Annotated in this window: 20 protein-coding genes; 18 read left to right on the top strand and 2 right to left on the bottom strand. The window is 73.0% G+C overall.

Features of this window, described 5'->3' with window-relative positions:
- The 15 genes from CMN_RS03925 to rplL all read left to right on the top strand — a co-directional run bounded on the left by CMN_RS03925 (window position 1) and on the right by rplL (window position 14,091).
- Entirely contained in the window at window positions 1–711 is a 711-nt protein-coding gene (locus CMN_RS03925; protein WP_015489554.1) for a DUF3592 domain-containing protein, read from the top strand.
- On the top strand, window positions 705–1,619 hold the full coding sequence (folK, locus tag CMN_RS03930; protein WP_015489555.1) for a 2-amino-4-hydroxy-6-hydroxymethyldihydropteridine diphosphokinase: 915 nt from the start codon (window positions 705–707) through the stop codon (window positions 1,617–1,619). The genes CMN_RS03925 and folK overlap by 7 nt, the downstream gene beginning before the upstream one ends.
- Window positions 1,616–2,098, top strand: a complete 483-nt coding sequence (locus tag CMN_RS03935) for a DUF3180 domain-containing protein (RefSeq protein WP_015489556.1) — start codon at window positions 1,616–1,618, stop codon at window positions 2,096–2,098. Before folK ends, CMN_RS03935 begins: the two co-directional genes overlap by 4 nt.
- A gap of 98 nt (window positions 2,099–2,196) precedes the next feature.
- Window positions 2,197–2,685 carry a PH domain-containing protein gene (locus CMN_RS03940; RefSeq protein ID WP_015489557.1) on the top strand — a complete coding sequence of 163 codons (489 nt, stop codon included), beginning with the start codon at window positions 2,197–2,199 and terminating at the stop codon, window positions 2,683–2,685.
- Window positions 2,682–4,478, top strand: a complete 1,797-nt coding sequence (locus CMN_RS03945; RefSeq protein ID WP_015489558.1) for a PH domain-containing protein — start codon at window positions 2,682–2,684, stop codon at window positions 4,476–4,478. The genes CMN_RS03940 and CMN_RS03945 overlap by 4 nt, the downstream gene beginning before the upstream one ends.
- Entirely contained in the window at window positions 4,475–5,236 is a 762-nt protein-coding gene (locus CMN_RS03950) for a Rossmann-like and DUF2520 domain-containing protein (RefSeq protein WP_015489559.1), read from the top strand. Before CMN_RS03945 ends, CMN_RS03950 begins: the two co-directional genes overlap by 4 nt.
- A 42-nt stretch (window positions 5,237–5,278) precedes the next feature.
- Entirely contained in the window at window positions 5,279–6,157 is an 879-nt protein-coding gene (panC, locus tag CMN_RS03955) for a pantoate--beta-alanine ligase (RefSeq protein ID WP_015489560.1), read from the top strand.
- A 94-nt stretch (window positions 6,158–6,251) separates the two neighbouring features.
- Window positions 6,252–7,793 carry a lysine--tRNA ligase gene (lysS, locus tag CMN_RS03960; RefSeq protein ID WP_015489561.1) on the top strand — a complete coding sequence of 514 codons (1,542 nt, stop codon included), beginning with the start codon at window positions 6,252–6,254 and terminating at the stop codon, window positions 7,791–7,793.
- Between the two features lie 6 nt (window positions 7,794–7,799).
- On the top strand, window positions 7,800–7,925 hold the full coding sequence (locus CMN_RS15420; protein WP_012037540.1) for a hypothetical protein: 126 nt from the start codon (window positions 7,800–7,802) through the stop codon (window positions 7,923–7,925).
- A 21-nt stretch (window positions 7,926–7,946) separates the two neighbouring features.
- Entirely contained in the window at window positions 7,947–8,129 is a 183-nt protein-coding gene (locus tag CMN_RS03965) for a hypothetical protein (RefSeq protein WP_012037541.1), read from the top strand.
- Between the two features lie 155 nt (window positions 8,130–8,284).
- Window positions 8,285–10,795 carry an ATP-dependent Clp protease ATP-binding subunit gene (locus CMN_RS03970; RefSeq protein WP_015489562.1) on the top strand — a complete coding sequence of 837 codons (2,511 nt, stop codon included), beginning with the start codon at window positions 8,285–8,287 and terminating at the stop codon, window positions 10,793–10,795.
- Between the two features lie 161 nt (window positions 10,796–10,956).
- A complete protein-coding gene (locus tag CMN_RS03975; RefSeq protein WP_015489563.1) occupies window positions 10,957–11,844 on the top strand; it encodes an NAD-dependent epimerase/dehydratase family protein in 888 nt (295 codons plus the stop codon).
- Window positions 11,841–12,818 carry an aldo/keto reductase gene (locus tag CMN_RS03980; protein ID WP_015489564.1) on the top strand — a complete coding sequence of 326 codons (978 nt, stop codon included), beginning with the start codon at window positions 11,841–11,843 and terminating at the stop codon, window positions 12,816–12,818. The genes CMN_RS03975 and CMN_RS03980 overlap by 4 nt, the downstream gene beginning before the upstream one ends.
- A gap of 301 nt (window positions 12,819–13,119) precedes the next feature.
- Window positions 13,120–13,635 (top strand): 50S ribosomal protein L10, encoded by a 516-nt coding sequence (rplJ, locus tag CMN_RS03985; RefSeq protein WP_015489565.1) that lies wholly within the window; start codon window positions 13,120–13,122, stop codon window positions 13,633–13,635.
- A gap of 72 nt (window positions 13,636–13,707) precedes the next feature.
- Complete coding sequence (gene rplL / locus CMN_RS03990) at window positions 13,708–14,091, top strand: 50S ribosomal protein L7/L12 (protein ID WP_015489566.1); 384 nt, start codon at window positions 13,708–13,710, stop codon at window positions 14,089–14,091.
- A gap of 102 nt (window positions 14,092–14,193) precedes the next feature.
- On the opposite strand, the gene CMN_RS03995 is transcribed toward rplL, so the two are convergent.
- The gene (locus tag CMN_RS03995; RefSeq protein WP_015489567.1) at window positions 14,194–15,816 is read right to left on the bottom strand and encodes a LuxR family transcriptional regulator; all 1,623 of its coding nucleotides are present in this window, start codon (window positions 15,814–15,816) and stop codon (window positions 14,194–14,196) included.
- Window positions 15,817–15,979: 163 nt separating this feature from the next.
- On the opposite strand from CMN_RS03995, the gene CMN_RS04000 reads away from it, so the two are divergent.
- Together CMN_RS04000 and CMN_RS04005 are read left to right on the top strand one after the other, a co-directional pair.
- Entirely contained in the window at window positions 15,980–16,441 is a 462-nt protein-coding gene (locus CMN_RS04000) for a MarR family winged helix-turn-helix transcriptional regulator (protein ID WP_015489568.1), read from the top strand.
- A 68-nt stretch (window positions 16,442–16,509) separates the two neighbouring features.
- Complete coding sequence (locus CMN_RS04005; RefSeq protein ID WP_015489569.1) at window positions 16,510–17,742, top strand: MFS transporter; 1,233 nt, start codon at window positions 16,510–16,512, stop codon at window positions 17,740–17,742.
- A gap of 42 nt (window positions 17,743–17,784) precedes the next feature.
- Here the strand turns inward: CMN_RS04005 and CMN_RS04010 are convergent, their stop codons facing one another.
- Window positions 17,785–18,804: a LacI family DNA-binding transcriptional regulator gene (locus tag CMN_RS04010; protein ID WP_015489570.1), complete on the bottom strand. Its 1,020-nt coding sequence runs from the start codon at window positions 18,802–18,804 to the stop codon at window positions 17,785–17,787.
- A gap of 312 nt (window positions 18,805–19,116) precedes the next feature.
- Between CMN_RS04010 and CMN_RS04015 the strand changes: the two genes are divergently transcribed.
- Window positions 19,117–20,481 carry an ABC transporter substrate-binding protein gene (locus CMN_RS04015; RefSeq protein WP_015489571.1) on the top strand — a complete coding sequence of 455 codons (1,365 nt, stop codon included), beginning with the start codon at window positions 19,117–19,119 and terminating at the stop codon, window positions 20,479–20,481.
- The last annotated feature ends 100 nt before the right edge of the window (window positions 20,482–20,581 follow it).

Raw genomic sequence — 20,581 nt, forward strand, 5'->3', positions numbered from 1 at the left:
ATGAGCGCCGTGAGCCAGGACCGTGTCGTCGTCTCCCCGCAGGCGGTGCTCGTGCGCATCGCGGTCGCCGCGCTCATCGCGTCCGTGATCCTCGGGATCGGCCTGACGTTCCCGGCCGACGTCGCCGCCGGCGCGGGAGCGGCCGTCGTGGTCGCGAAGGTCGTCGCGGCCCTGCTCGGGCTCCTCGGATCCCTGGGCGCCGCCTACGCGTCCGTCGTGCTGCTGTCGCCCGTCCTTACCACCGTCGGCGCCGCGCTGTGGCCGGCCGCCGTCGTGCTGCTCGGCACGGCGCTCGGCATCGTCGGCGCGCTGCCGTTCTCCTCCGCCGCGGTCGAGGGCGACGCGTCGCACGGCGCCCTCGGGCTCGTGGCCGCGGTGCTCGCCGTGCTGGGGATCGCCACCGCCGTCGCGTGGGCCGTCGTGCAGCGCCGCGTCGCGCGCCTCGCGGCCACCGCCCGCCGCGTCACCGAGACCGGCCGCCGCACCTCCGCGATCGTCACCGCGGTGCAGCGCCTCGACGGATCCGGCGAGGCCGTGCGCGCGCGTCTCACGGTGGCCTTCACCGACGGCGACGGGCGCGACCACCACGTCACGCGCACCGTGACGACCGCCGACCGGCTGCTCCCCTCCGTCGGCGGCAAGCTGCCGCTCTGGTACGACCCGGCCGACCCGGGCGACCTGCCGTCCATCGTCGTGGGCCGCTCATGGTGACGCCCGCCCCCGCCGACCGCATCCTGCTCACCGGGCTCCGCGTGCACGCCCACCACGGCGTGTTCGCCGAGGAGCGCCGCGACGGCCAGCCGTTCGTGATCGACCTGGAGGTCGCGCTCGACCTCGCGCCCGCCGGCGGCAGCGACGAGCTGGGCCGCACGCTGCACTACGGGGAGCTCGCCGAGGAGGTCGCCGCGGCGGTCGGGCGGGATCCCGTCGACCTCATCGAGACCGTCGCCGAGCGCGTCGCGGGCGTCGTGCTCGCGCATCCCGTCGCCCGGTCCGTGCGCGTCACCGTGCACAAGCCGGACGCGCCCATCGCCGTGCCCTTCGACGACGTGGCCGTCGTCATCGAGCGGGCGTCCGCGCTGCCGGCGCCGGGGGAGACCGTGCGCGCGGTCGTGGCCGTGGGATCCAACCTCGGCGGCCGGCGGGCGACCATCGAGCGCGCGCTGGCGAGCATCGACGAGGTGCCCGGCCTCCGCGTCGTGCGCACGTCGGATCTCGTGGAGTCCGTCGCCGTGACCGCAGCCGGGGAGGACCCGACGAAGCCCGGCTACCTCAACGGCGTCGCGCTGGTGGACTCCGGGCTCGGCCCGCACGCGCTGCTGGACGTGCTGGCCGCGATCGAGCGCGACCTCGGCCGCGTGCGCGCCGAGCGCTGGGGCGACCGCACGATCGACCTCGACGTGATCGCGTACGGCGACGCGCGGATCCACGACGAACGCCTCACGGTGCCGCACCCGCGCGCCGCCGAGCGCGCCTTCGTGCTGGGCCCCTGGCTGCAGGCGGATCCCGACGCAGAGCTGCCGGGCCGCGGCCGCGTCGACGCGCTGCTCGCCGCCCTCGCGCCGCCACCCGCACCCGCAGCCGCGCCCGCTGCCGCTGCCGCGGAGGCCCGCGCATGACCCGCACGCGCTCCACCACCCTCATCGCCCTGCTCATCGCGGGCGCGGCCGTCGGCTGGTTCGCCGAGAACGCGCTCGTCATGAGCGGTCGCGCGCTGCTCATCCCGCCGCTCACGCTCGGCGCCACGCTCCTCATCGTCGGGATCGTGCTGCTCGCGCTCGCCCGCCCCATCCGCCGCTCGACGCTCGGCCGCACGCCCGGCCGCGTCGACCCGTTCCGCGCCACCCGGGTCGTGCTGCTCGCGAAGGCGTCGGCGCTCGCGGGCGCGCTGCTCACCGGGATCACCGGGGGAGTGCTGGCGTTCGTGGTGGCCCGCCCGGTGCTGCCGGGCGCGTCCTCGGTCGGGCTGGCGGTGGCCGGTACGGTGGGAGCCGTCGTCCTCCTCGTCGCCGGGCTGGTCGCCGAGCACTGGTGCACGGTCCCGCCCGACGACCGGGACGACTCGCGCCCCGGGGACCCGGCGCGCGAGCTCTCGTAGGACCCCGCAGCGCCACCGCTCGCGGGCACCACCGCACCCCGCTCAGGGGCTCCGCAGCACCAACGCTCGCGGGCCCGAACGCACCACCGAGGAGCACCGTGACCCCGAACGTCGACCCGCACGGCGTCTCGTGGCGCCGCGTCTCCCCGCGCCTCGTCGGCGTCGAGCTGGTGGGCGGCGTGATCACCGCATTCGTCCTCGGCGGCATCGCGGTGTTCCTCCACGCCGTCGAGGCGCCGGGCTGGCTCCCCGTCGTGCTGGGGGCCGCGGCGGCGATCGAGCTGGTCGTGACGCTCGTGATCGTCCCCCGCCGCGTCCGCGCGATGGGCTACCAGCTGCGCGAGGACGACCTCGTCTTCCGTCGCGGCATCATGTGGACGCGCGTCGTCGCCGTGCCGTACGGCCGGATGCAGCTCGTCGACATCACGCGCGGCCCCGTCGGCCGCGTGCTGGGCCTCGCCGACCTCAAGCTCGTCACCGCGGCGGCCGCGGCGGCCATCCAGATCCCCGGGCTCACGAACGCCGACGCCGAGGAGCTGCGCGACCGGCTGGTCGCCCTCGCCGAGACGCGCCGGGCGGGGCTGTGACCGACGAGGCGCCCGCGGGTCCGGCGTCCCCCGCCGAGCCCGAGCCCGCTATCCCCGCCGCGGAGGCCCGCATCGCCGAGGAGCTCACCGACGGCGGCTGGCACCGCCTGCACCCCGCGACCCCCGTGCTGCGCGGCGGGTTCGTGTTCCTCCTCGCGATCGGCTTCCTGCTCTCGTCGCTGCGCGAGCAGATCGTGGAGCGATTCGTCCCCGGCCAGGACCGCGGCGGCGAGGGCGACCTCATCCCGATGCTCGTCGAGACCGGCGCCCTCATCTGGGTGATCCTCGCCCTCCTCGCCTTCACCCTGCTCGCGGTCGGCGTCTCCTACCTGTCGTGGCGCATGCACACGTTCCGCGTCACGGAGGAGACCGTCGAGGTGCGCAGCGGGATCCTGTCGCGCACGAACCGGCGGGCCCGGCTCGACCGCATCCAGGGCGTCAACATCGTGCGCCCGCTCGTCGCGCGGCTGATCGGGGCGGCCAAGCTCGAGATCCAGGTCGCGGGAAACGACGCCAACTTGCCCCTGCAGTACCTCCGGTCGCGCGACGCCGACGCGTTCCGGCTCCGCGTGCTGCGGCTCGCGTCCGGCGCGCGGGCCGAGGCGGCGGGATCCGCGCCCGCCGCGTCGGCCGCTCCCGGCGCTCCCGCCCGCGGCTTCGTCGGCTCCCGGGTCGACGACTTCCTCGCCCCCGAGCTCGACCCCGATGCCGCGCCGCCGCAATCCGTCGTGCGCATCCCCCTCCCGCGCCTGGTCGGCGCGGTCCTGCTCTCGGCGCCCACGGTGGTGCTCGTGCTGTTCGTCGCGGTCGGGATCCCGCTCATCGTGCGCTTCGAGGCCTGGTACCTGCTCGTGCCCCTCCTGCCGACGCTGCTGGGATCCGCCGGCTTCTTCGTGCGCCGCATCACGCGCTCGCTCCGCTACAGCGTCGCCGGCACGCCCGACGGCGTGCGCGTCGGGTTCGGCCTGCTGTCCACGAGCAACGACACCATCCCGCCCGGCCGGATCCACGCGGTCGAGGTCGTGCAGCCGCTGCTGTGGCGCGCGGCCGGCTGGTGGGAGATCCGCATCACGCGCGCCTCGCACTCCTCGTCGCCGGGCGCGGCCGGCCAGCAGAACACGTCGATCCTCCCCGTGGGCGACCGCCGTGACGTGGACCGCGTGCTCGGCCTCGTGCTGCCCGACCTCGTGGGCGACCAGGCGCTCGCACTCGTCGCCGTGGGCATGACCGGCCGCGGGGGAGACGACGACGGGTTCACCACGTCGCCGCGTCGGGCGTGGATCCTCAAGCCCTTCTCCTGGCGCCGCACCGGGTTCGCGGTCGACGCGTCGGCGTTCCTCGTGCGCCGCGGCATGATCTGGCGCCGGCTCGTCATCGTGCCGCACGCGCGCACGCAGGGCGTCGACCTCACCCAGGGCCCCGTCGACCGCCGGCTCGACCTCGTCGCGGTGCGCGCCGTGACCGTCGCGGGCCCCGTGGACACGCGCCTCGGCGCCATCGACCGCGCGACCGGCGTGGACCTCGCGACCCAGCTCGTCCGGGCGGCCGTGGCGTCCGCCCGGTCGGACACGTCCGCGCGCTGGGGCGCCGAGGCCGCGAGCTGGCCGGCGCCGGGATCCGCCGCTGCCGCCGTCCCGGCGCCTGCGCCCGCGCCCGTCCCGGCGCCCGCGCCCGTCCCGGCGCCCGCGCCCGACCCGGCGCCCGCCGCGGATCCACCGCCCGCCGTGCCGCCCTCCGCCCCCGACCACGCCGCCGCCCCGCGACACCGATCCACCCCCGAGGACCCCGCATGACCGCCCCGTCCCAGCGCTCCGGCCGACTCGGCGTCGGCATCGTCGGCGCGGGCCGCGTCGGCCCCGTCCTCGGCATGGCGCTCGCGGGCGCCGGCCACGCGATCACGGGCATCTCCGCGGTGTCCGAGGCGAGCCGGGAGCGCGCCGAGACGATGCTCCCGGGCGTGCCCGTGCTCGACATCCCGGAGATCGTCGAGCGCAGCGAGCTCGTGATCCTCGCCGTCCCCGACGCCGAGCTCCCCGGCCTCGTCTCCGGGCTCGCCGCCACGGGCGCCTGGCAGCCGGGCCAGCTGGTCGTGCACACGTCGGCGGCGCACGGGATCCAGGTGCTCGCCCCGGCGTTCGCGTCCGGCATCATCCCGCTCGCCATCCACCCGGCGATGTCGTTCACCGGCACGAGCATGGACCTCGGCCGCATGGTCGACAGCTGGTTCGCCGTCACCGCGCCCGCCCCCGTGCTCCCGATCGCGCAGGTGCTCGTCGTGGAGATGGGCGGCGAGCCCGTCGTCGTGGAGGAGGGGGACCGCGCCGCCTACGCGGAGGCCATCTCCACCGCGACCACGTTCTCCACGGCCATCGTCGACCAGGCCGCCGGCCTCCTCGCGGGCATCGGCGTGGAGGAGCCCGGCCGCGTCCTCGGCCCGCTGATCCGCTCGGCCGTCGACGACGCGCTGCGCCGCTCCTCCCCGGCGGGCGGCGCGCGCCTCACCTCCGGCGACGTGCCGCTGCCGACGGACGAGGGCCACGAGCCGCACTAACCTGGTGCGTCCGCGTCCCGCAGCACCGAGGAGCCCCCTGCCATGACGATCCCCGCGCCCACCGTCGTCACCGGCATCGCCGAGCTGCGCGCCCGTGTCCGCGACCACCGGGCCGCGCGCACCGCGGCGGGGGAGGCGCCCGTCGTCGTCCTCGTCCCCACCATGGGCGCGCTGCACGAGGGCCACCTGGCGCACGCGCGCCGGGCCCGCGAGCTCGGCTCCCTCGTGGTCGTGTCGATCTTCGTCAACCCGCTGCAGTTCGGCGCGGGCGAGGACCTCGACGCGTACCCGCGCACGCTCGACGCCGACGTCGCCGCGCTCGCGGAGACCGGCGTCGACCTCGTGTTCGCGCCGCCAGCGGCCGAGATGTACCCGGACGGCCCCGCGCGCGTCCGCGTCACCGGCGGATCCGTCGCCCTCACGCTCGAGGGCCGCTCCCGCCCCGGCCACTTCGACGGCATGCTCACCGTCGTGGCGAAGCTCCTGCACATCGTGGCGCCCGACGTCGCCACCTTCGGCCAGAAGGACGCCCAGCAGCTGCACCTCGTGCGCCGCATGGTGCGCGACCTCGACCTTCCCGTCCGCATCGAGGAGCTGCCCACGGTGCGCGAGCCCGACGGCCTCGCCCTCTCGAGCCGCAACCGCTACCTCGACGAGCGCGAGCGCCGCGCCGCCCGCGTCATCCCGGCCGCGCTCGAGGCCGCCCAGAGCGCCGGGGACCGCGGCGTCGACGCCGTCATCGCCGCCGCCCAGTCCGTGGTGATGGGGGAGCCCGCCGTGGCCCTCGACCACTTCCAGGTCGTGGACCCGACCACCTTCGAGTCCGTGGACGACGGCTTCACGGGCGTCGCTCTCGCCGTCATCGCGGCGCACGTCGGCAGCACCCGCCTCATCGACAACGCGACCGTCGTCATAGCCTGACCCGACCGTGCCCGGGCCCCGCCCGCACCTGCGAGAATCGACGGGAGGCCGCTCGGCCGCCCCGAACCCCCGACCCGCGAGGATCCGCCCGCCCATGACCGACAGCCCCGGAACGCCCGCGACGCCCGAGACCGCCCCCGCTCCCGCCGCGGAGGGATCCGCCGAGGACGTCGCCGAGCAGAAGGCCGTGCGCCTCGCCAAGCGCGCGCGTCTCAACGCCCAGGGCGGCCCGGGCGAGGGCGCGTACCCGGTGCAGGTGCCCGTCACGACCACCATCCCGGCGGTCCGCGCGGAGTTCGGCCACCTCGAGCCCGGCGAGGAGACCGACCACGTGGTCGGCATCGCGGGCCGCGTCGTCCACTTCCGCAACACCGGCAGGCTCTGCTTCGCCACGCTCCAGGCGGGCGACGGCACGCGCATCCAGGCCATGATCTCGCTGGCCGAGGTCGGCGAGGAGGCCCTCGCCGCGTGGAAGGAGCTCGTCGACCTGGGCGACCACGTCTTCGTCGCCGGCCGCGTCATCGCGAGCCGCAAGGGCGAGCTGTCGATCATGGCCACCGAGTGGCGCATCGCCTCGAAGGCCCTGCTGCCCCTGCCGAACCTGCACTCCGAGCTCTCCGACGAGACCCGGGTCCGCAGCCGCTACCTCGACCTGATCGTCCGCGACCAGGCCCGCAAGAACGTCCTCGACCGCGCGAAGGTCAACGCCTCGATGCGCGAGACGTTCCGCCAGCGCGGCTACGTCGAGGTCGAGACGCCCATGCTGCAGGTCATGCACGGCGGCGCGTCCGCCCGCCCGTTCGTCACGCACTCCAACGCCTTCGACACCGAGATGTACCTCCGCATCGCGCCCGAGCTGTACCTCAAGCGTGCGGTCGTCGGCGGCATCGACCGCGTCTTCGAGATCAACCGCAACTTCCGCAACGAGGGCGCCGACAGCACCCACAGCCCCGAGTTCGCGATGCTCGAGGCGTACGAGGCCTACGGCGACTACACCTCCATCGCCGAGCTCACCCAGACGCTCGTGCAGGACGCGGCCGAGGCCGTCGCCGGCAGCCACGTCGTCACGTGGGCCGACGGCACCGAGTACGACCTCGGCGGCGAGTGGGACCGCATCTCGATGTACGGCTCGCTGAGCGCGGCCGCCGGCGTCGAGATCACGCCCGCCACCACCGTCGACGAGCTCCAGGCCATCGCGGACCGCGAGGGCGTCGTCGTGCCGCTGAGCACGCACGGCAAGCTCGTCGAGGAGCTCTGGGAGCACTTCGTCAAGGGCGGCCTCGAGCGCCCCACCTTCGTGCTCGACTTCCCCGTGGAGACCTCCCCGCTCACGCGCGCGCACCGCTCGATCGAGGGCGTCGTCGAGAAGTGGGACCTCTACATCCGCGGCTTCGAGCTGGCCACCGGCTACTCCGAGCTCGTGGATCCCGTCGTGCAGCGCGAGCGCTTCGTCGACCAGGCGCGCCAGTCGGCGCGCGGCGACGACGAGGCCATGCCGCTCGACGAGGAGTTCCTCCGTGCCCTCGAGCACGGCATGCCGCCCTCGGGCGGCATGGGCATGGGGGTCGACCGGCTCCTCATGGCCATCACCGGTCTCGGCATCCGCGAGACCATCCTGTTCCCCCTAGTGAAGTAGGCGACCATGCCATTAGGCCCCGACGGCTCGAACCCGAAGAAGCCCACCACCGCGCGCTACGCCCTCTGGATCATCGTGGGCGGCATCGCCGTGGTCATGATCGGCCAGGGCGTCTACGGCATCCTCACCTAGAGCGCGGCGTATCCTTTCCGCATGGATGATTTCTGGGCGAGCGCGATCTGGTCGATCCTCCCCACCCTCGGCGTGGGCCTGATCTTCTGGTTCATCATGCGAGCGGTCATCCAGGCGGACAAGCAGGAGCGCAAGGCGTACGCCGCCATCGAGGCGAAGGAGCGCGCCCGCATGGGCGTGCCCGCGCCCGACGCCGACCGCTAGCGCGGACCGCGCCCGCCGGCCGTCTGCCGGCCCGGATCCGCCGCCCACCGCATCGCGTCACGCCCACGGCGAACAGGGGCATGCACTCCTCGGACCCGTCGTTACTCTCTACATATCGGCGCCGGCCCCCTGCCCCGGTGCCCAGGGAGATACAGATGTTCGAGAGATTCACCGACCGCGCTCGTCGCGTCGTCGTCCTGGCCCAAGAAGAGGCCAAGATGCTCAACCACAACTACATCGGGACCGAGCACATCCTGCTCGGCCTCATCCACGAGGGCGAAGGCGTGGCCGCCAAGGCCCTGGAGTCGCTCGGCATCTCCCTCGATGCCGTCCGCGAACAGGTCCAGGACATCATCGGCCAGGGCCAGCAGCAGCCCACGGGGCACATCCCGTTCACGCCGCGCGCCAAGAAGGTCCTGGAGCTGTCGCTCCGCGAGGCCCTCCAGCTCGGCCACAACTACATCGGCACCGAGCACATCCTCCTCGGCTTGATCCGCGAGGGCGAGGGCGTCGCCGCGCAGGTGCTCGTCAAGCTCGGCGCCGACCTCAACCGCGTGCGCCAGCAGGTCATCCAGCTCCTGTCCGGCTACCAGGGCAAGGAGGCGGTCGCCGTCGGCGGCGAGGCGCAGCAGAGCCAGCAGGCGGGCTCCACGGTCCTCGACCAGTTCGGGCGCAACCTCACGCAGGCCGCGCGCGACGGCAAGCTCGACCCCGTCATCGGGCGCGAGAAGGAGATCGAGCGCGTGATGCAAATCCTGTCGCGCCGCTCCAAGAACAACCCCGTCCTCATCGGCGAGCCCGGCGTCGGCAAGACCGCCGTCGTCGAGGGCCTGGCGCAGGCCATCGTCAAGGGCGACGTCCCGGAGACGCTGAAGGACAAGCAGCTCTACACGCTCGACCTCGGCTCGCTCATCGCCGGGTCCCGCTACCGCGGCGACTTCGAGGAGCGCCTCAAGAAGGTCACCAAGGAGATCCGCACGCGCGGCGACATCATCACCTTCATCGACGAGATCCACACGCTCGTCGGCGCGGGTGCCGCCGAGGGCGCGATCGACGCGGCCAGCATCCTCAAGCCGCTCCTCGCGCGCGGCGAGCTGCAGACCATCGGCGCCACCACGCTCGACGAGTACCGCAAGCACTTCGAGAAGGACGCGGCCCTCGAGCGCCGCTTCCAGCCCATCCAGGTGCAGGAGCCCTCGCTGCCCCACACCATCAACATCCTCAAGGGCCTGCGCGACCGGTACGAGGCGTTCCACAAGGTGTCCATCACCGACGGCGCCATCGTGTCCGCGGCGAACCTCGCGGACCGCTACATCGCCGACCGGTTCCTCCCGGACAAGGCCATCGACCTGATCGACGAGGCCGGCGCCCGCCTGCGCCTCTCGATCCTGTCGGCGCCGCCGGAGCTCCGCGAGTTCGACGAGCGCATCTCCACGGTCCGCGTGGCCAAGGAGACCGCCATCGAGGACCAGGACTTCGAGAAGGCCGCGAGCCTGCGTGACGAGGAGAAGAACCTCCTCGGCGAGCGTCTCCGCCTCGAGAAGCAGTGGCGCTCGGGCGACGTCCGCACCACCGCCGAGGTCGACGAGGGCCTGATCGCCGAGGTGCTGGCGCAGGCCACGGGCATCCCGGTGTTCAAGCTCACGGAGGAGGAGTCCTCGCGCCTCGTCTTCATGGAGAAGGCCCTGCACCAGCGGGTCATCGGCCAGGAGGAGGCCATCTCGGCCCTGTCCAAGACCATCCGCCGCACGCGCGCCGGGCTCAAGGACCCGCGTCGTCCCTCGGGATCGTTCATCTTCGCCGGCCCCACGGGCGTCGGCAAGACGGAGCTCGCGAAGGCCCTGGCGGAGTTCCTGTTCGACGACGAGGACGCCCTCATCTCGCTCGACATGAGCGAGTACGGCGAGAAGCACACCGTGAGCCGCCTCTTCGGCGCCCCTCCCGGATTCGTCGGCTTCGAGGAGGGCGGCCAGCTCACCGAGAAGGTGCGCCGCAAGCCGTTCTCCGTGGTGCTCTTCGACGAGATCGAGAAGGCCCACCCGGACATCTTCAACTCGCTGCTCCAGATCCTGGAGGAGGGACGCCTGACGGATGGCCAGGGCCGCGTCGTCGACTTCAAGAACACGGTCATCATCATGACCACCAACCTCGGCACCAAGGACATCACGGGTGCCCCGGTCGGGTTCCAGGTCGAGAACAACGCCGCGAACTCCTACGAGCGCATGAAGGGCAAGGTCAGCGAGGAGCTGAAGAAGAACTTCAAGCCCGAGTTCCTCAACCGCGTGGACGACACGATCGTCTTCCCGCAGCTGTCGAAGCCCGAGCTGCTCCGGATCGTCGACCTGTTCGTGAAGCGCCTGTCGGACCGGATGATGGACCGCGACCTCACGATCACGCTCGAGACCGCCGCGAAGGAGCGCCTCATCGAGGTCGGCTTCGACCCGTCGCTCGGCGCCCGGCCCCTCCGCCGCGCGGTGCAGCACGAGATCGAGGACCGCCTGTCGGAGCGCATCCTGCAGGGCGACCTCAACGCGGGCGACCACGTGCACGTGGACTACGTGGACGGCCAGTTCACGTTCGTCACGACGCAGCGCGAGGGCATCTCGGTCGCGGCCGGCATCGGCACCGGGACCGGCACGCCGGACCTCGCCATCACGAGCGAGTAGCGCAGCCGGCACCACCACGACGGCCCGTCGTCCCCGAGAGGGGGCGGCGGGCCGTCGCCGCGTCCGCGGGCTGCGGGTGTCCTCCATCCCGCCTTCGCCTCCTCGGGCGGCGGGCCAGGATGGACGGGGGCGGAACCGCCCCACGAAGGAGATGCCAGCTGATGAGAATCGCCGTCACCGGAGGCTCGGGGAAGCTCGGCCGCCACGTCGTGGCCGACCTGCGCGCCCACGGACACGAGGTCACCAACATCGACCAGGTGGGGGAGCGCGGATCCGGCTACGTCCGCGTCGACACCACCGACTACGGGCAGGTGGTCGACGCCCTGTTCGGCGTCCAGGACCTGCATGAGGGATTCGACGCGATCGTGCACCTCGCCGCGATCCCGGCCCCCGCGATCCTCAGCGACGTGGCCACGTTCCACAACAACATGCTCACGAGCTTCAACGTCTTCCAGGCCGCGCGCCGGGCGGGCATCACGAAGGTCGTCTACGCGTCGAGCGAGACCGTCCTCGGCCTGCCGTTCGACGTCCCGCCGCCCTACATCCCCGTCGACGAGGAGTACCCGGCGCAGCCGAACAGCACCTACTCGCTCGTGAAGCACCTCGAGGAGCAGATGGCGATCGAGCTGTGCCGCTGGGATCCCGAGCTGCAGGTGACGGCGCTCCGCTTCTCCAACGTCATGGACGTGGACGACTACGAGGGGTTCCCGGGCTTCGACGACGACGCGCTCGCGCGCAAGTGGAACCTGTGGGGCTACATCGACGGCCGCGACGGCGCGCAGGCGGTGCGCAAGGCGCTCGAGCACGACGCGCCGGGCTTCGACCGCTTCATCGTCGCGAACGCCGACACGGTCATGAGCCGCTCCTCGGCCGAGCTCGCCGCGGAGGTCTTCCCCGGCGTCGAGGTGACGAAGGAGCTGGGCGAGCACGAGACGCTGCTCTCCATCGACAAGGCGCGTCGGATCCTCGGCTACGAGCCCGAGCACACCTGGCGCGACCACGCGCCCGCCACCACGGGCGACGACCCGGTCGCGGGGCACCCGTCATGAGGTACGTCCGCCTGGGCAGCACGGGCACCGAGGTCTCGGCCATCGCGCTGGGCTGCATGAGCTACGGCGAGCCGACGCGCGGCAACCACGCGTGGACGCTCACGGAGGAGGACTCGATCCCGCTCATCCGCCGCGCGGTCGAGCTCGGGATCACGTTCTTCGACACCGCGAACGTGTACTCCGACGGGTCGAGCGAGGAGATCACGGGCCGCGCGCTGAAGGCGATGACCACGCGCGAGGAGGTGGTCATCGCCACCAAGGTGCACGGCGCCATGGGGGAGGGGCCGAACTCGCGCGGGCTGTCGCGGAAGCACATCATGTGGCAGATCGACGAGAGCCTCCGCCGGCTCGGGACCGACTACGTGGACCTGTACCAGATCCACCGCTTCGACCCCGCGACGCCGCTCGAGGAGACGCTCGAGGCGCTCCACGACCTGGTGAAGGCCGGCAAGGTGCGCTACCTCGGCGCCTCGTCGATGGACGCCTGGCGGTTCTCGAAGGCGCTGCACCTGCAGCGGGCGAACGGCTGGGCGCCGTTCGTCACGATGCAGGACCACTACAACCTCGTGAACCGCGAGGAGGAGCGCGAGATGCTGCCCCTCTGCGCCGACGCGGGCGTGGGATCCCTGCCGTGGAGCCCGCTCGCCCGCGGCCGCCTCACGCGCGACTGGGATGCGGCGACCGCCCGCAGCGCGACCGACGACTTCGGGAAGACGCTCTACGCCGCGCAGGAGGACTCCGACCGCCGGGTCGCGGCCGCCGTCGCGAAGGTGGCCGAGGCGCGCGGGGTGCCGCGGGCGCAGGTCGCGCTCGCCTGGGTGTCGCGGAACCCCGTCGTCACGGCGCCCATCGTGGGCGGCACGAAGGCGTCGCACATCGAGGACGCCGTCGCGTCGCTGGACCTCGAGCTCACGGACGACGAGGTGTCGCGGCTCGAGGAGCACTACGTGCCGCACGCGGTCGTCGGCTACTGACCGCCCCGGGGATCGCCCGCGCCGCCCGACTTGCGCGGGCGATCCCCGTCACCTACTCTTAGCGGAGCCACAGACCGCTGGTCGTCGGCGTGCCTCCGCGAGGGGATGCGCCGGACGAAGGTTCACTCAGGTGAAGGCCCGCGCAGGTGATCGAAGCACGATGCAGCGCATGCCCCGAGGGCCTGCGCGACACTCCCGCTCCGGCCTCCTGTGCCGGAGCGTTTCTCATGTGTGCAGCCGGGGGCTGCCAGCACCTCGCACCGCTTCCGCGGTGTCGGGGAACCACGTGATAAGGAGTGCCATGGCGAACAAGGAAGCCTCGGTCGCCGAGCTCGCGGAGAAGTTCCGCAGCTCGAACGCCGTACTGCTCACCGAGTACCGCGGTCTCACCGTTGCCCAGCTCAAGCAGCTGCGGAAGAGCATCAGTGCAGACGCGACCTACGCCGTGGTGAAGAACACGCTGACCAAGATCGCGGCGAACCAGGCGGGGATCTCGTCGTTCGACGACGAGCTCGTCGGCCCGTCCGCGATCGCGTTCGTGCACGGCGACACCGTCGCCGTCGCGAAGGCGCTGCGTGCCTTCACCAAGGCCAACCCTCTTCTCGTCGTGAAGGGCGGTTACTTCGACGGCAACCCCCTGACGGCGGACGAGGTGAACAAGCTCGCCGACCTCGAGTCGCGGGAGGTGCTGCTGGGCAAGCTCGCCGGCGCCTTCAAGGCCTCGCTCTTCGGCGCGGCGTACCTGTTCAACGCACCGCTCTCGCAGGCCGTACGCACCGTCGAGGCGCTGCGCGAGAAGCAGGAATCGGCTCAGTAGCACCCCTCGGGTCCCACCCGGGGCGCGATGCACTGATCCACGAGACACCACACCAACCCAAGGAGATACACCATGGCAAAGCTGTCTAACGACGAGCTCATCGAGGCCTTCAAGGAGCTCACGCTCATCGAGCTCAGCGACTTCGTCAAGAAGTTCGAGGAGGTCTTCGAGGTCACCGCCGCGGCGCCCGTCGCCGCCGCCGCAGCCCCCGGCTCGGCCGCCCCCGCGGAGGAGGTCGAGGAGAAGTCGTCCTTCGACGTCATCCTCGAGGCCGCCGGCGACAAGAAGATCCAGGTCATCAAGGAGGTGCGCGCCCTCACGAGCCTCGGTCTCGGCGAGGCGAAGGCGCTCGTCGACGGAGCCCCCAAGGCCGTCCTGGAGGGCGCCAACAAGGAGGCCGCCGACAAGGCGAAGGCCCAGCTCGAGGCCGCGGGCGCGACGGTCACCGTCAAGTAGCTCGCACCACCGCACAGCGCGCAGGGCGCCGATCCTCTCGGGGGTCGGCGCCCTGCGTCGTCCCCGGGGTCCCCGATCGCCCGGAGCGCCGGGCGGCGGATCTCAGGCGGACGGTCCCGGCCGGAGGTCGTGGCCGCGCGCGCGGGCTCGGTCCACGGCCTCGGCGCGGGTCGAGGCGTCGAGCTTCCGGTAGACGCTGCGCACGTGCGACTTCACGGTGTTCGGCGAGATGAACAGGCGGCCGGCCATCTGCGACACGGTCAGCCCCTCCGCGAGGCACGCGACGATGACGCGCTCCCGCTCGGTCAGCGGATCCACGCGGACGGCCTCGGCGGCTCCGCGGTCGGCGCGCATGGCCTCGAGCATGCGCCGCACGTCCGGCGGCTGCTCGCGCTCCAGGGCCCGGTCGAGCAGCGCCGACGAGGCGGCCGCCGGGAAGACCGCGAACGGACGCAGGATCCCGGTCGAGGTCGCGTAGCGCGCGGCCCGGTCGTAGGCGTGGTCGCTGCGCACGCGGTCGCCCAGCCCGCCGTGCGCCGCCGCGACGACGAGGAGCACGTCCATGAGGGTCCGACCCGAGTGCGCATCGCCGAGCGCGAGGCAGTCCGCCATCTCGCCGAGGGCGCCCTGGTGGTCGTCGGCGAGCACCCGCAGGCGGCCGGCGACCGTGGCGGGGCACGTGGAGTGGTGCTCGACCGGCCGGAGCGTGCGGACCAGGTCCCACGCCGCGGCCGTCTGGCCGAGGTGCGTGAGGAGCGACGCCCGCAGCGTGTCCCGCATGACCGGCACCGGCCCGTGCTCCTCCCAGGCCGACCCGAGGTTGTGCAGGCCGCGCAGGTGCTCCAGCGCGTCGAGCCGCAGGCCCTGGATCGCCGCGACCGTCGCCTCCGCGAAGCGCCCGAGCAGCTCCCAGTCGGTCCCGGCGCAGGCGGGGCGGAGGTCGTCGAGGACGGCGCGGGCGCCCTCGCGCCGCGTCTCGTCGACGGCGATGAGCGCGGCCGCGATCTCCGCCGGCGCCCGGAAGCCGCTCCGCGCGAGCTCCGGCCCGGATCCCGCGCCCGACAGGAGCTCACGCGCGCGTCCCACGAGCTCCCGGGCCTCCTCGATCTCGCCCAGGCAGTAGGCCACGTACGCCAGGGCGCCGCGGCACTCGAGCCGGTCGGTGCGCACGAGGTGCCGCTCCGCGAGCGCCTCGGCCGTGCGCAGCTCGTCCCGCGCGGCCGTGAACGCGCCGAGGTGCGCGAGCACCAGCCCGTCCTGGAGCGCGAGGGCGGCCTGGAGGCTGATGCGCACGCTGAGCGGCGCGCCGCGCTCGGTGTCGAGGATCCGCCGCGCCTCCGCGAGGGACGCGCGGGCCTCCGCGAGGCGCCCGACGCGGCGGTCGCCCGCGGCGCGGTGCACGAGGACGGCGGCGCGTACGATCGGGGCGGGTGGGGGATCCGCGGTGAGCAGCAGGTCGACGGCGGAGCGGTAGGGGAGCGACGCCCGCCGGTCGGTCTCCGAGGTGCCGCGGTAGGTGGCGGCCAGCCCGGAGACGAGCCACGCGTCGTCCTCCCAGGCGGCGGGGGGCACGCGGTCGTAGAGGTCGCGGATCCGGCGCGGGTGCAGGTCGACGTGATGCGGCCACGCCATGGCGATGGCGTGCGCGGCGGCCGTCGCGTCGCCGCGTGCGAGGGCCTCGTCCACGGCGCGCTCCAGGTCGTCGACGGTCGGGACGTCGGACATGGCACCTCCTGCGCGCGCCACCGGCCCGTGTCCGGCCGGATGGGTCCACGTTAGGGCGTGCCCGGGTGCGGTGCGCGACCGGATCGGCCCGGGTGTCCGCTGACGACCTCGCGCGCCGTCCGCCGCGCTCGACATATCCATAGCCCAGCTATATGATCGGTACATGACCTCGACCGCCCCGGACCTCCGCGCCGTCCTCGGCGACCTGGTGACCGCCGGCCACCGGCTCACCCGCCTCGCCGCGCACGAGGTCGGCGGCACCAGCTCGCCGGCCATCTGGCGGACGCTGTCGGTGCTCGTGACCTGGCCCGGCGGGATGCGCCTCGGCGCGCTCGCCGAGCGCAGCCGCGTCTCGCAGCCGACGACCACCAAGATCGTGCGCTCGCTCGTCGGCCAGGGCTGGATCGCGCAGGTGACGGACCCGTCCGACGCCCGCGCGACCCTCCTCGAGATCACGCCGGCCGGCCGCGCCGCGCTCGACGACTGGCGCGACCGCCTGGCCACCGCGCTCGTGCCCCGCTTCGCCGACCTCCCGGTCGACGACGTGGCCGTGCTCGCGCGGGCCGTCGAGGTCGTCATGTCGCGGATCGACGACGCGCCCGACCTCGCGCCCGCCGGCGACTGACCGCAGGCACCGCGGCACCCATCCGCACCGACCCATCCGCACCGATCCCAGGAGGCGACACCGCACCCGTGTCCACCCAGCAGCACGCGTCGTTCCGCGACATCTTCCGCCAGCCCCGCTCCGTCTTCGCCGTCGCCTTCGCGTGCGTCATCGCGTTCATGGGCATCGGGCTCGTCGACCCGATCCTCCCCGCCATCGCCTCGAGCCTCGACGCGACCGCCACCGAGACCGAGCTCCTGTTCACGAGCTACCTGCTCGTCACCGGGCTCGCCATGCTCATCACCAGCTGGATCTCCAGCCGCATCGGCGCCAAGCGCACCCTCCTCATCGGCCTCGCGATCATCGTCGTCTTCGCCGCGGCGGCCGGCCTCTCCCAGGACGTGGAGCAGGTCATCGGCTTCCGCGCCGGCTGGGGACTCGGCAACGCGCTCTTCATCTCCACCGCGCTCGCCACCATCGTCGGATCCGCGTCCGGCGGCACCGCGTCCGCGATCATGCTCTACGAGGCGGCGCTCGGCCTCGGCATCGCGATCGGCCCGCTGCTCGGCGGCCTCCTCGGCAGCTGGAGCTGGCGCGGCCCGTTCTTCGGCACGGCGACGCTCATGGCGGTCGGCTTCGTCGCGATCCTCGCCCTGCTCGGCAAGGACGACGCTCCCCGCGCGCCCATGCGCCTCTCCGCCCCGCTGCGCGCGCTGCGCACCCCCGCGCTCGCGGTGCTCGCCGCCGCCGCACTGTGCTACAACATCGGCTTCTTCGTGCTGCTCGCCTACACGCCGTTCCCGCTGGGCTTCGACGCCATCGGCCTCGGCCTCACCTTCTTCGGCTGGGGCGTGGGCCTCGCGATCACGTCGGTCCTCGTGGCGCCGCTCCTCACGAGGCGGATGGCGCGCACATCGGTCCTCCGGCTCGTGCTCCCGCTCCTCGCCGTCGACCTCGCCGCCGCGGGGCTCGTGGTCCGCTCCTCGATCGGGCTCGTGGTGTGCGTGATCGTCGGCGGGCTCCTGCTCGGCGTCCTCAACACCGTCCTCACCGAGTGCGTGATGGAGGCCACGGACCACCCGCGCAGCGTCGCGTCCTCCGCGTACTCCTCGGTCCGGTTCCTCGGCGGCGCCATCGCCCCTCCCGCGGCGACCGAGCTCGCGGACCTGTTCTCGGACGCGACGCCCTACTACGCGGCGGCCGGATCCGTGATCGTCGCCCTCGTGATCGTCGTGGCCGGTCACCGCTGGCTGCGTCGCGTGGACGCGGACCCCGTCGACGCCCTCGAGGAGGCGCAGGCGGTCACCGCCGGCGACGCCTGACGCGAGACCGGCGCGCCCCTCCGCCCCCGATGCCACCCGCCCTCACGGCGCGGGCGGCATCGGGGGCGCGGTCGTGCTCGTGCGCGCCTGGAAGTCGACGGGCACCATCACCGTGCGCTCGGCCGGGCCCTCCGGCGCGAGCCCCTCGAACACCATGCCCACGGCGGTCCGCCCCTGGGTCCGCGGATGCTGCTCCACGGTCGTCAGCCCGAACAGCGGCGCGAGCGCGTGCCCGTCGATCCCGGCGACCGAGAGGTCGGCGGGCACGGCGATGCCCAGCTGCCGGGCCGCGAGGATCGTCCCGATGGCGATCTCGTCGGAGGCCGCGAAGATCGCCGTCGGCCTCGTCCGCGGGTCGGCGAGCAGCGCCATGGCCGAGCGGAAGCCGCCGTCGATCGTGAACTCGGCCGTGGCGAACCGGGCTTCGAGCCCGCGCGGATCCGCCTCCATCGCCGCCCGGTAGCCCGCGAGCCGCTTGGCGTGCACGAAGAACGCCATCTGCGCGTGCAGGTCGCCGCCGAGGTGCACGACGCGCGCGTGCCCGAGGCTCAGCAGGTGCTCGGTGGCCAGGCGCGCCGCGGCCTCGTCGTCGATGCTCAGGGTGCTCATGCCCTCGACCGGCCCGCCGATCCCGACGAGCGGCTTGTCGAGCGCGCGCAGCCGCACGACCTCCGCGGGCGTGAGCGCGACGCTCACCGCGATGACCGCGTCCACGCGCTTGCGCACGAGGAAGTACTCGAAGACCTTCCGGCGCTGCTCGGGTTCCGCGGTGAGCCGATACAGCGTGAGGTCGTGGTCGGCCTCGATGAGCGCCTCCTCGATCCCCTCGAGCAGCTCCGCGAAGAACCAGCGGTTGATGAAGGGCATCACGACGCCCACGTTCATCGAGCGGCCGGTCACGAGGCTCGACGCGTTCGAGGAGACGACGTACCCGATCTCGGCGGCGGCCTCGGCGACGCGGGTGCGCGTGGCGGGGGAGACGTAGCCGCGGCCGCTGAGCGCGCGCGACGCGGTGGCCTTGGAGACCCCGGCCAGCCGGGCGACGTCGGCGATGGCGCTCATCGCGCTCCCTCCATCGGGACCCGCGGCGCCTCGTCGCGCCGGACGCGCACGCTGGAAGCGGTTCCAGGATGCGCGGGGGGCCGGTTCCGATGATGGACCATCCGTGGCGGGCGCGCCTACCGCGTCGCCATGAGCTAGACCGTTTCGTTACCCCAGCCACCTTGCCGTGGGCTGCGAGCTCCCCTACGTTGACCTGTGGAACCGGTTCCCCATCTCGGGAGAGGTTCTCAGGCGACGGCGCCTCACCCGCCGACGCACGCACGACAGGACGGCGGGGCGGACCCGCATCCACTCGATGAAGAGGAGACGCACATGGGCCACGCCCTATTCCGACGTCGCTTCGCGGCACCCCTCGCAGCGGTCGGCATCGCCGGCCTCGCGCTCACGGGCTGCACGGGCGACATCGCGGCCGAGGACGCCGCGGACACCGACTGCTCGCCGTACTCGTCGTACGGCACGTTCGAGGGGAGCCCCGAGGTCAGCATCGGCGGCACGATCCAGGACGACGAGGCCGACCGGCTCGTCGAGTCCTGGAAGGACTTCGAGTCCTGCACGGGCATCACCGTGAACTACCAGGGCACCAAGGAGTTCGAGGCGCAGATCGCGGTCCTCGCCGAGGGGCAGTCGGCCCCCGACATCGGCATCATCCCGCAGCCGGGCCTCTTCAACGTGCTCGCCACGAAGGGCTACCTGCAGCCGGCGCCCGCCGCCGTCGAGGAGAACGTCGACAAGAACTGGTCCACGGACTGGAAGGGCTACGGCACGGTCGACGGCACCTTCTACGGGGCGCCGCTCATGGCGAGCGTCAAGGGCTACGTCTGGTACTCGCCGAGCGAGTTCAAGGAGAAGGGCTACGAGATCCCGAAGTCCACCGCCCAGCTCATGGACCTCACGAAGAAGATCGCGGACGAGGGCGACCACAAGCCCTGGTGCGTCGGCATCGGATCCGGCGACGCCACCGGCTGGCCGGGCACCGACTGGGTCGAGAGCTTCGTCATCCGCCAGTCGGGCGCCGAGACCTACGACAAGTGGGTCACGCACCAGATCCCGTTCAACGACCCGGCCATCGTGCAGGCGTTCGACGCGGTCGGCGACATCATCAAGAACCCCGACTACGTCAACGGCGGCCTCGGCGACGTCTCGTCGATCATCTCCACGGAGTTCGGCGACGCCGGCCTCCCGATCCTCGACGGCGAGTGCTCCCTGCACCACCAGGCCTCGTTCTACGAGGGCTTCTGGAAGAAGGCCGACGGCACCGACGCGAAGGTCTCGCCCGACGGCGACGTCTACGCGTTCCTCCTGCCGCCCACGAACGAGGGCGACGCGACGACCGTCACCGGCGGCGGCGAGCTCGTCGGCGCCTTCAAGTCGAGCGACGAGATCACCGCGGTGCTCTCCTACCTCTCGAGCGACACCTGGGCGAACAACCGCGTGAAGCTGGGCGGCGTCATCAGCGCGAACAAGGGGCTCGACCCCGCGAACGCGTCGAGCGACATCCTCAAGCAGAGCATCGAGATCCTGCAGGACCCGGACGCCACGTTCCGGTTCGACGGCTCGGACCTCATGCCCGGCGCGGTCGGCACCGACTCCTTCTGGAAGGGGATCGTCGGCTGGCTGAGCGGCGACTCGACCCAGAAGACGGTCGACGCCATCGAGTCGAGCTGGCCCGCGTCCTGATCGACGCAGGCTGATCCACCGCCGGCCCTGATCGGGTCGGCATCCGGGCGGGCATCCGTGCCGCCCCTGCGGGGCCGCCGCGAACGCGCGGCGGCCCCGT

Origin of the sequence: Clavibacter nebraskensis NCPPB 2581 (assembly GCF_000355695.1) — a bacterium.
GTDB classification, from domain to species: domain Bacteria; phylum Actinomycetota; class Actinomycetes; order Actinomycetales; family Microbacteriaceae; genus Clavibacter; species Clavibacter nebraskensis.

Coding starts and splice junctions, on each gene's coding strand:
- CMN_RS03925 (WP_015489554.1), top strand. CDS start 1: ATGAGCGCCGTGAGCCAGGACCGTGTCGTCGTCTCCCCGCAGGCGGTG.
- folK (WP_015489555.1), top strand. CDS start 705: ATGGTGACGCCCGCCCCCGCCGACCGCATCCTGCTCACCGGGCTCCGC.
- CMN_RS03935 (WP_015489556.1), top strand. CDS start 1,616: ATGACCCGCACGCGCTCCACCACCCTCATCGCCCTGCTCATCGCGGGC.
- CMN_RS03950 (WP_015489559.1), top strand. CDS start 4,475: ATGACCGCCCCGTCCCAGCGCTCCGGCCGACTCGGCGTCGGCATCGTC.
- panC (WP_015489560.1), top strand. CDS start 5,279: ATGACGATCCCCGCGCCCACCGTCGTCACCGGCATCGCCGAGCTGCGC.
- lysS (WP_015489561.1), top strand. CDS start 6,252: ATGACCGACAGCCCCGGAACGCCCGCGACGCCCGAGACCGCCCCCGCT.
- CMN_RS15420 (WP_012037540.1), top strand. CDS start 7,800: ATGCCATTAGGCCCCGACGGCTCGAACCCGAAGAAGCCCACCACCGCG.
- CMN_RS03965 (WP_012037541.1), top strand. CDS start 7,947: ATGGATGATTTCTGGGCGAGCGCGATCTGGTCGATCCTCCCCACCCTC.
- CMN_RS03970 (WP_015489562.1), top strand. CDS start 8,285: ATGTTCGAGAGATTCACCGACCGCGCTCGTCGCGTCGTCGTCCTGGCC.
- CMN_RS03975 (WP_015489563.1), top strand. CDS start 10,957: ATGAGAATCGCCGTCACCGGAGGCTCGGGGAAGCTCGGCCGCCACGTC.
- CMN_RS03980 (WP_015489564.1), top strand. CDS start 11,841: ATGAGGTACGTCCGCCTGGGCAGCACGGGCACCGAGGTCTCGGCCATC.
- rplJ (WP_015489565.1), top strand. CDS start 13,120: ATGGCGAACAAGGAAGCCTCGGTCGCCGAGCTCGCGGAGAAGTTCCGC.
- rplL (WP_015489566.1), top strand. CDS start 13,708: ATGGCAAAGCTGTCTAACGACGAGCTCATCGAGGCCTTCAAGGAGCTC.
- CMN_RS03995 (WP_015489567.1), bottom strand. CDS start 15,816: ATGTCCGACGTCCCGACCGTCGACGACCTGGAGCGCGCCGTGGACGAG.
- CMN_RS04000 (WP_015489568.1), top strand. CDS start 15,980: ATGACCTCGACCGCCCCGGACCTCCGCGCCGTCCTCGGCGACCTGGTG.
- CMN_RS04010 (WP_015489570.1), bottom strand. CDS start 18,804: ATGAGCGCCATCGCCGACGTCGCCCGGCTGGCCGGGGTCTCCAAGGCC.
- CMN_RS04015 (WP_015489571.1), top strand. CDS start 19,117: ATGGGCCACGCCCTATTCCGACGTCGCTTCGCGGCACCCCTCGCAGCG.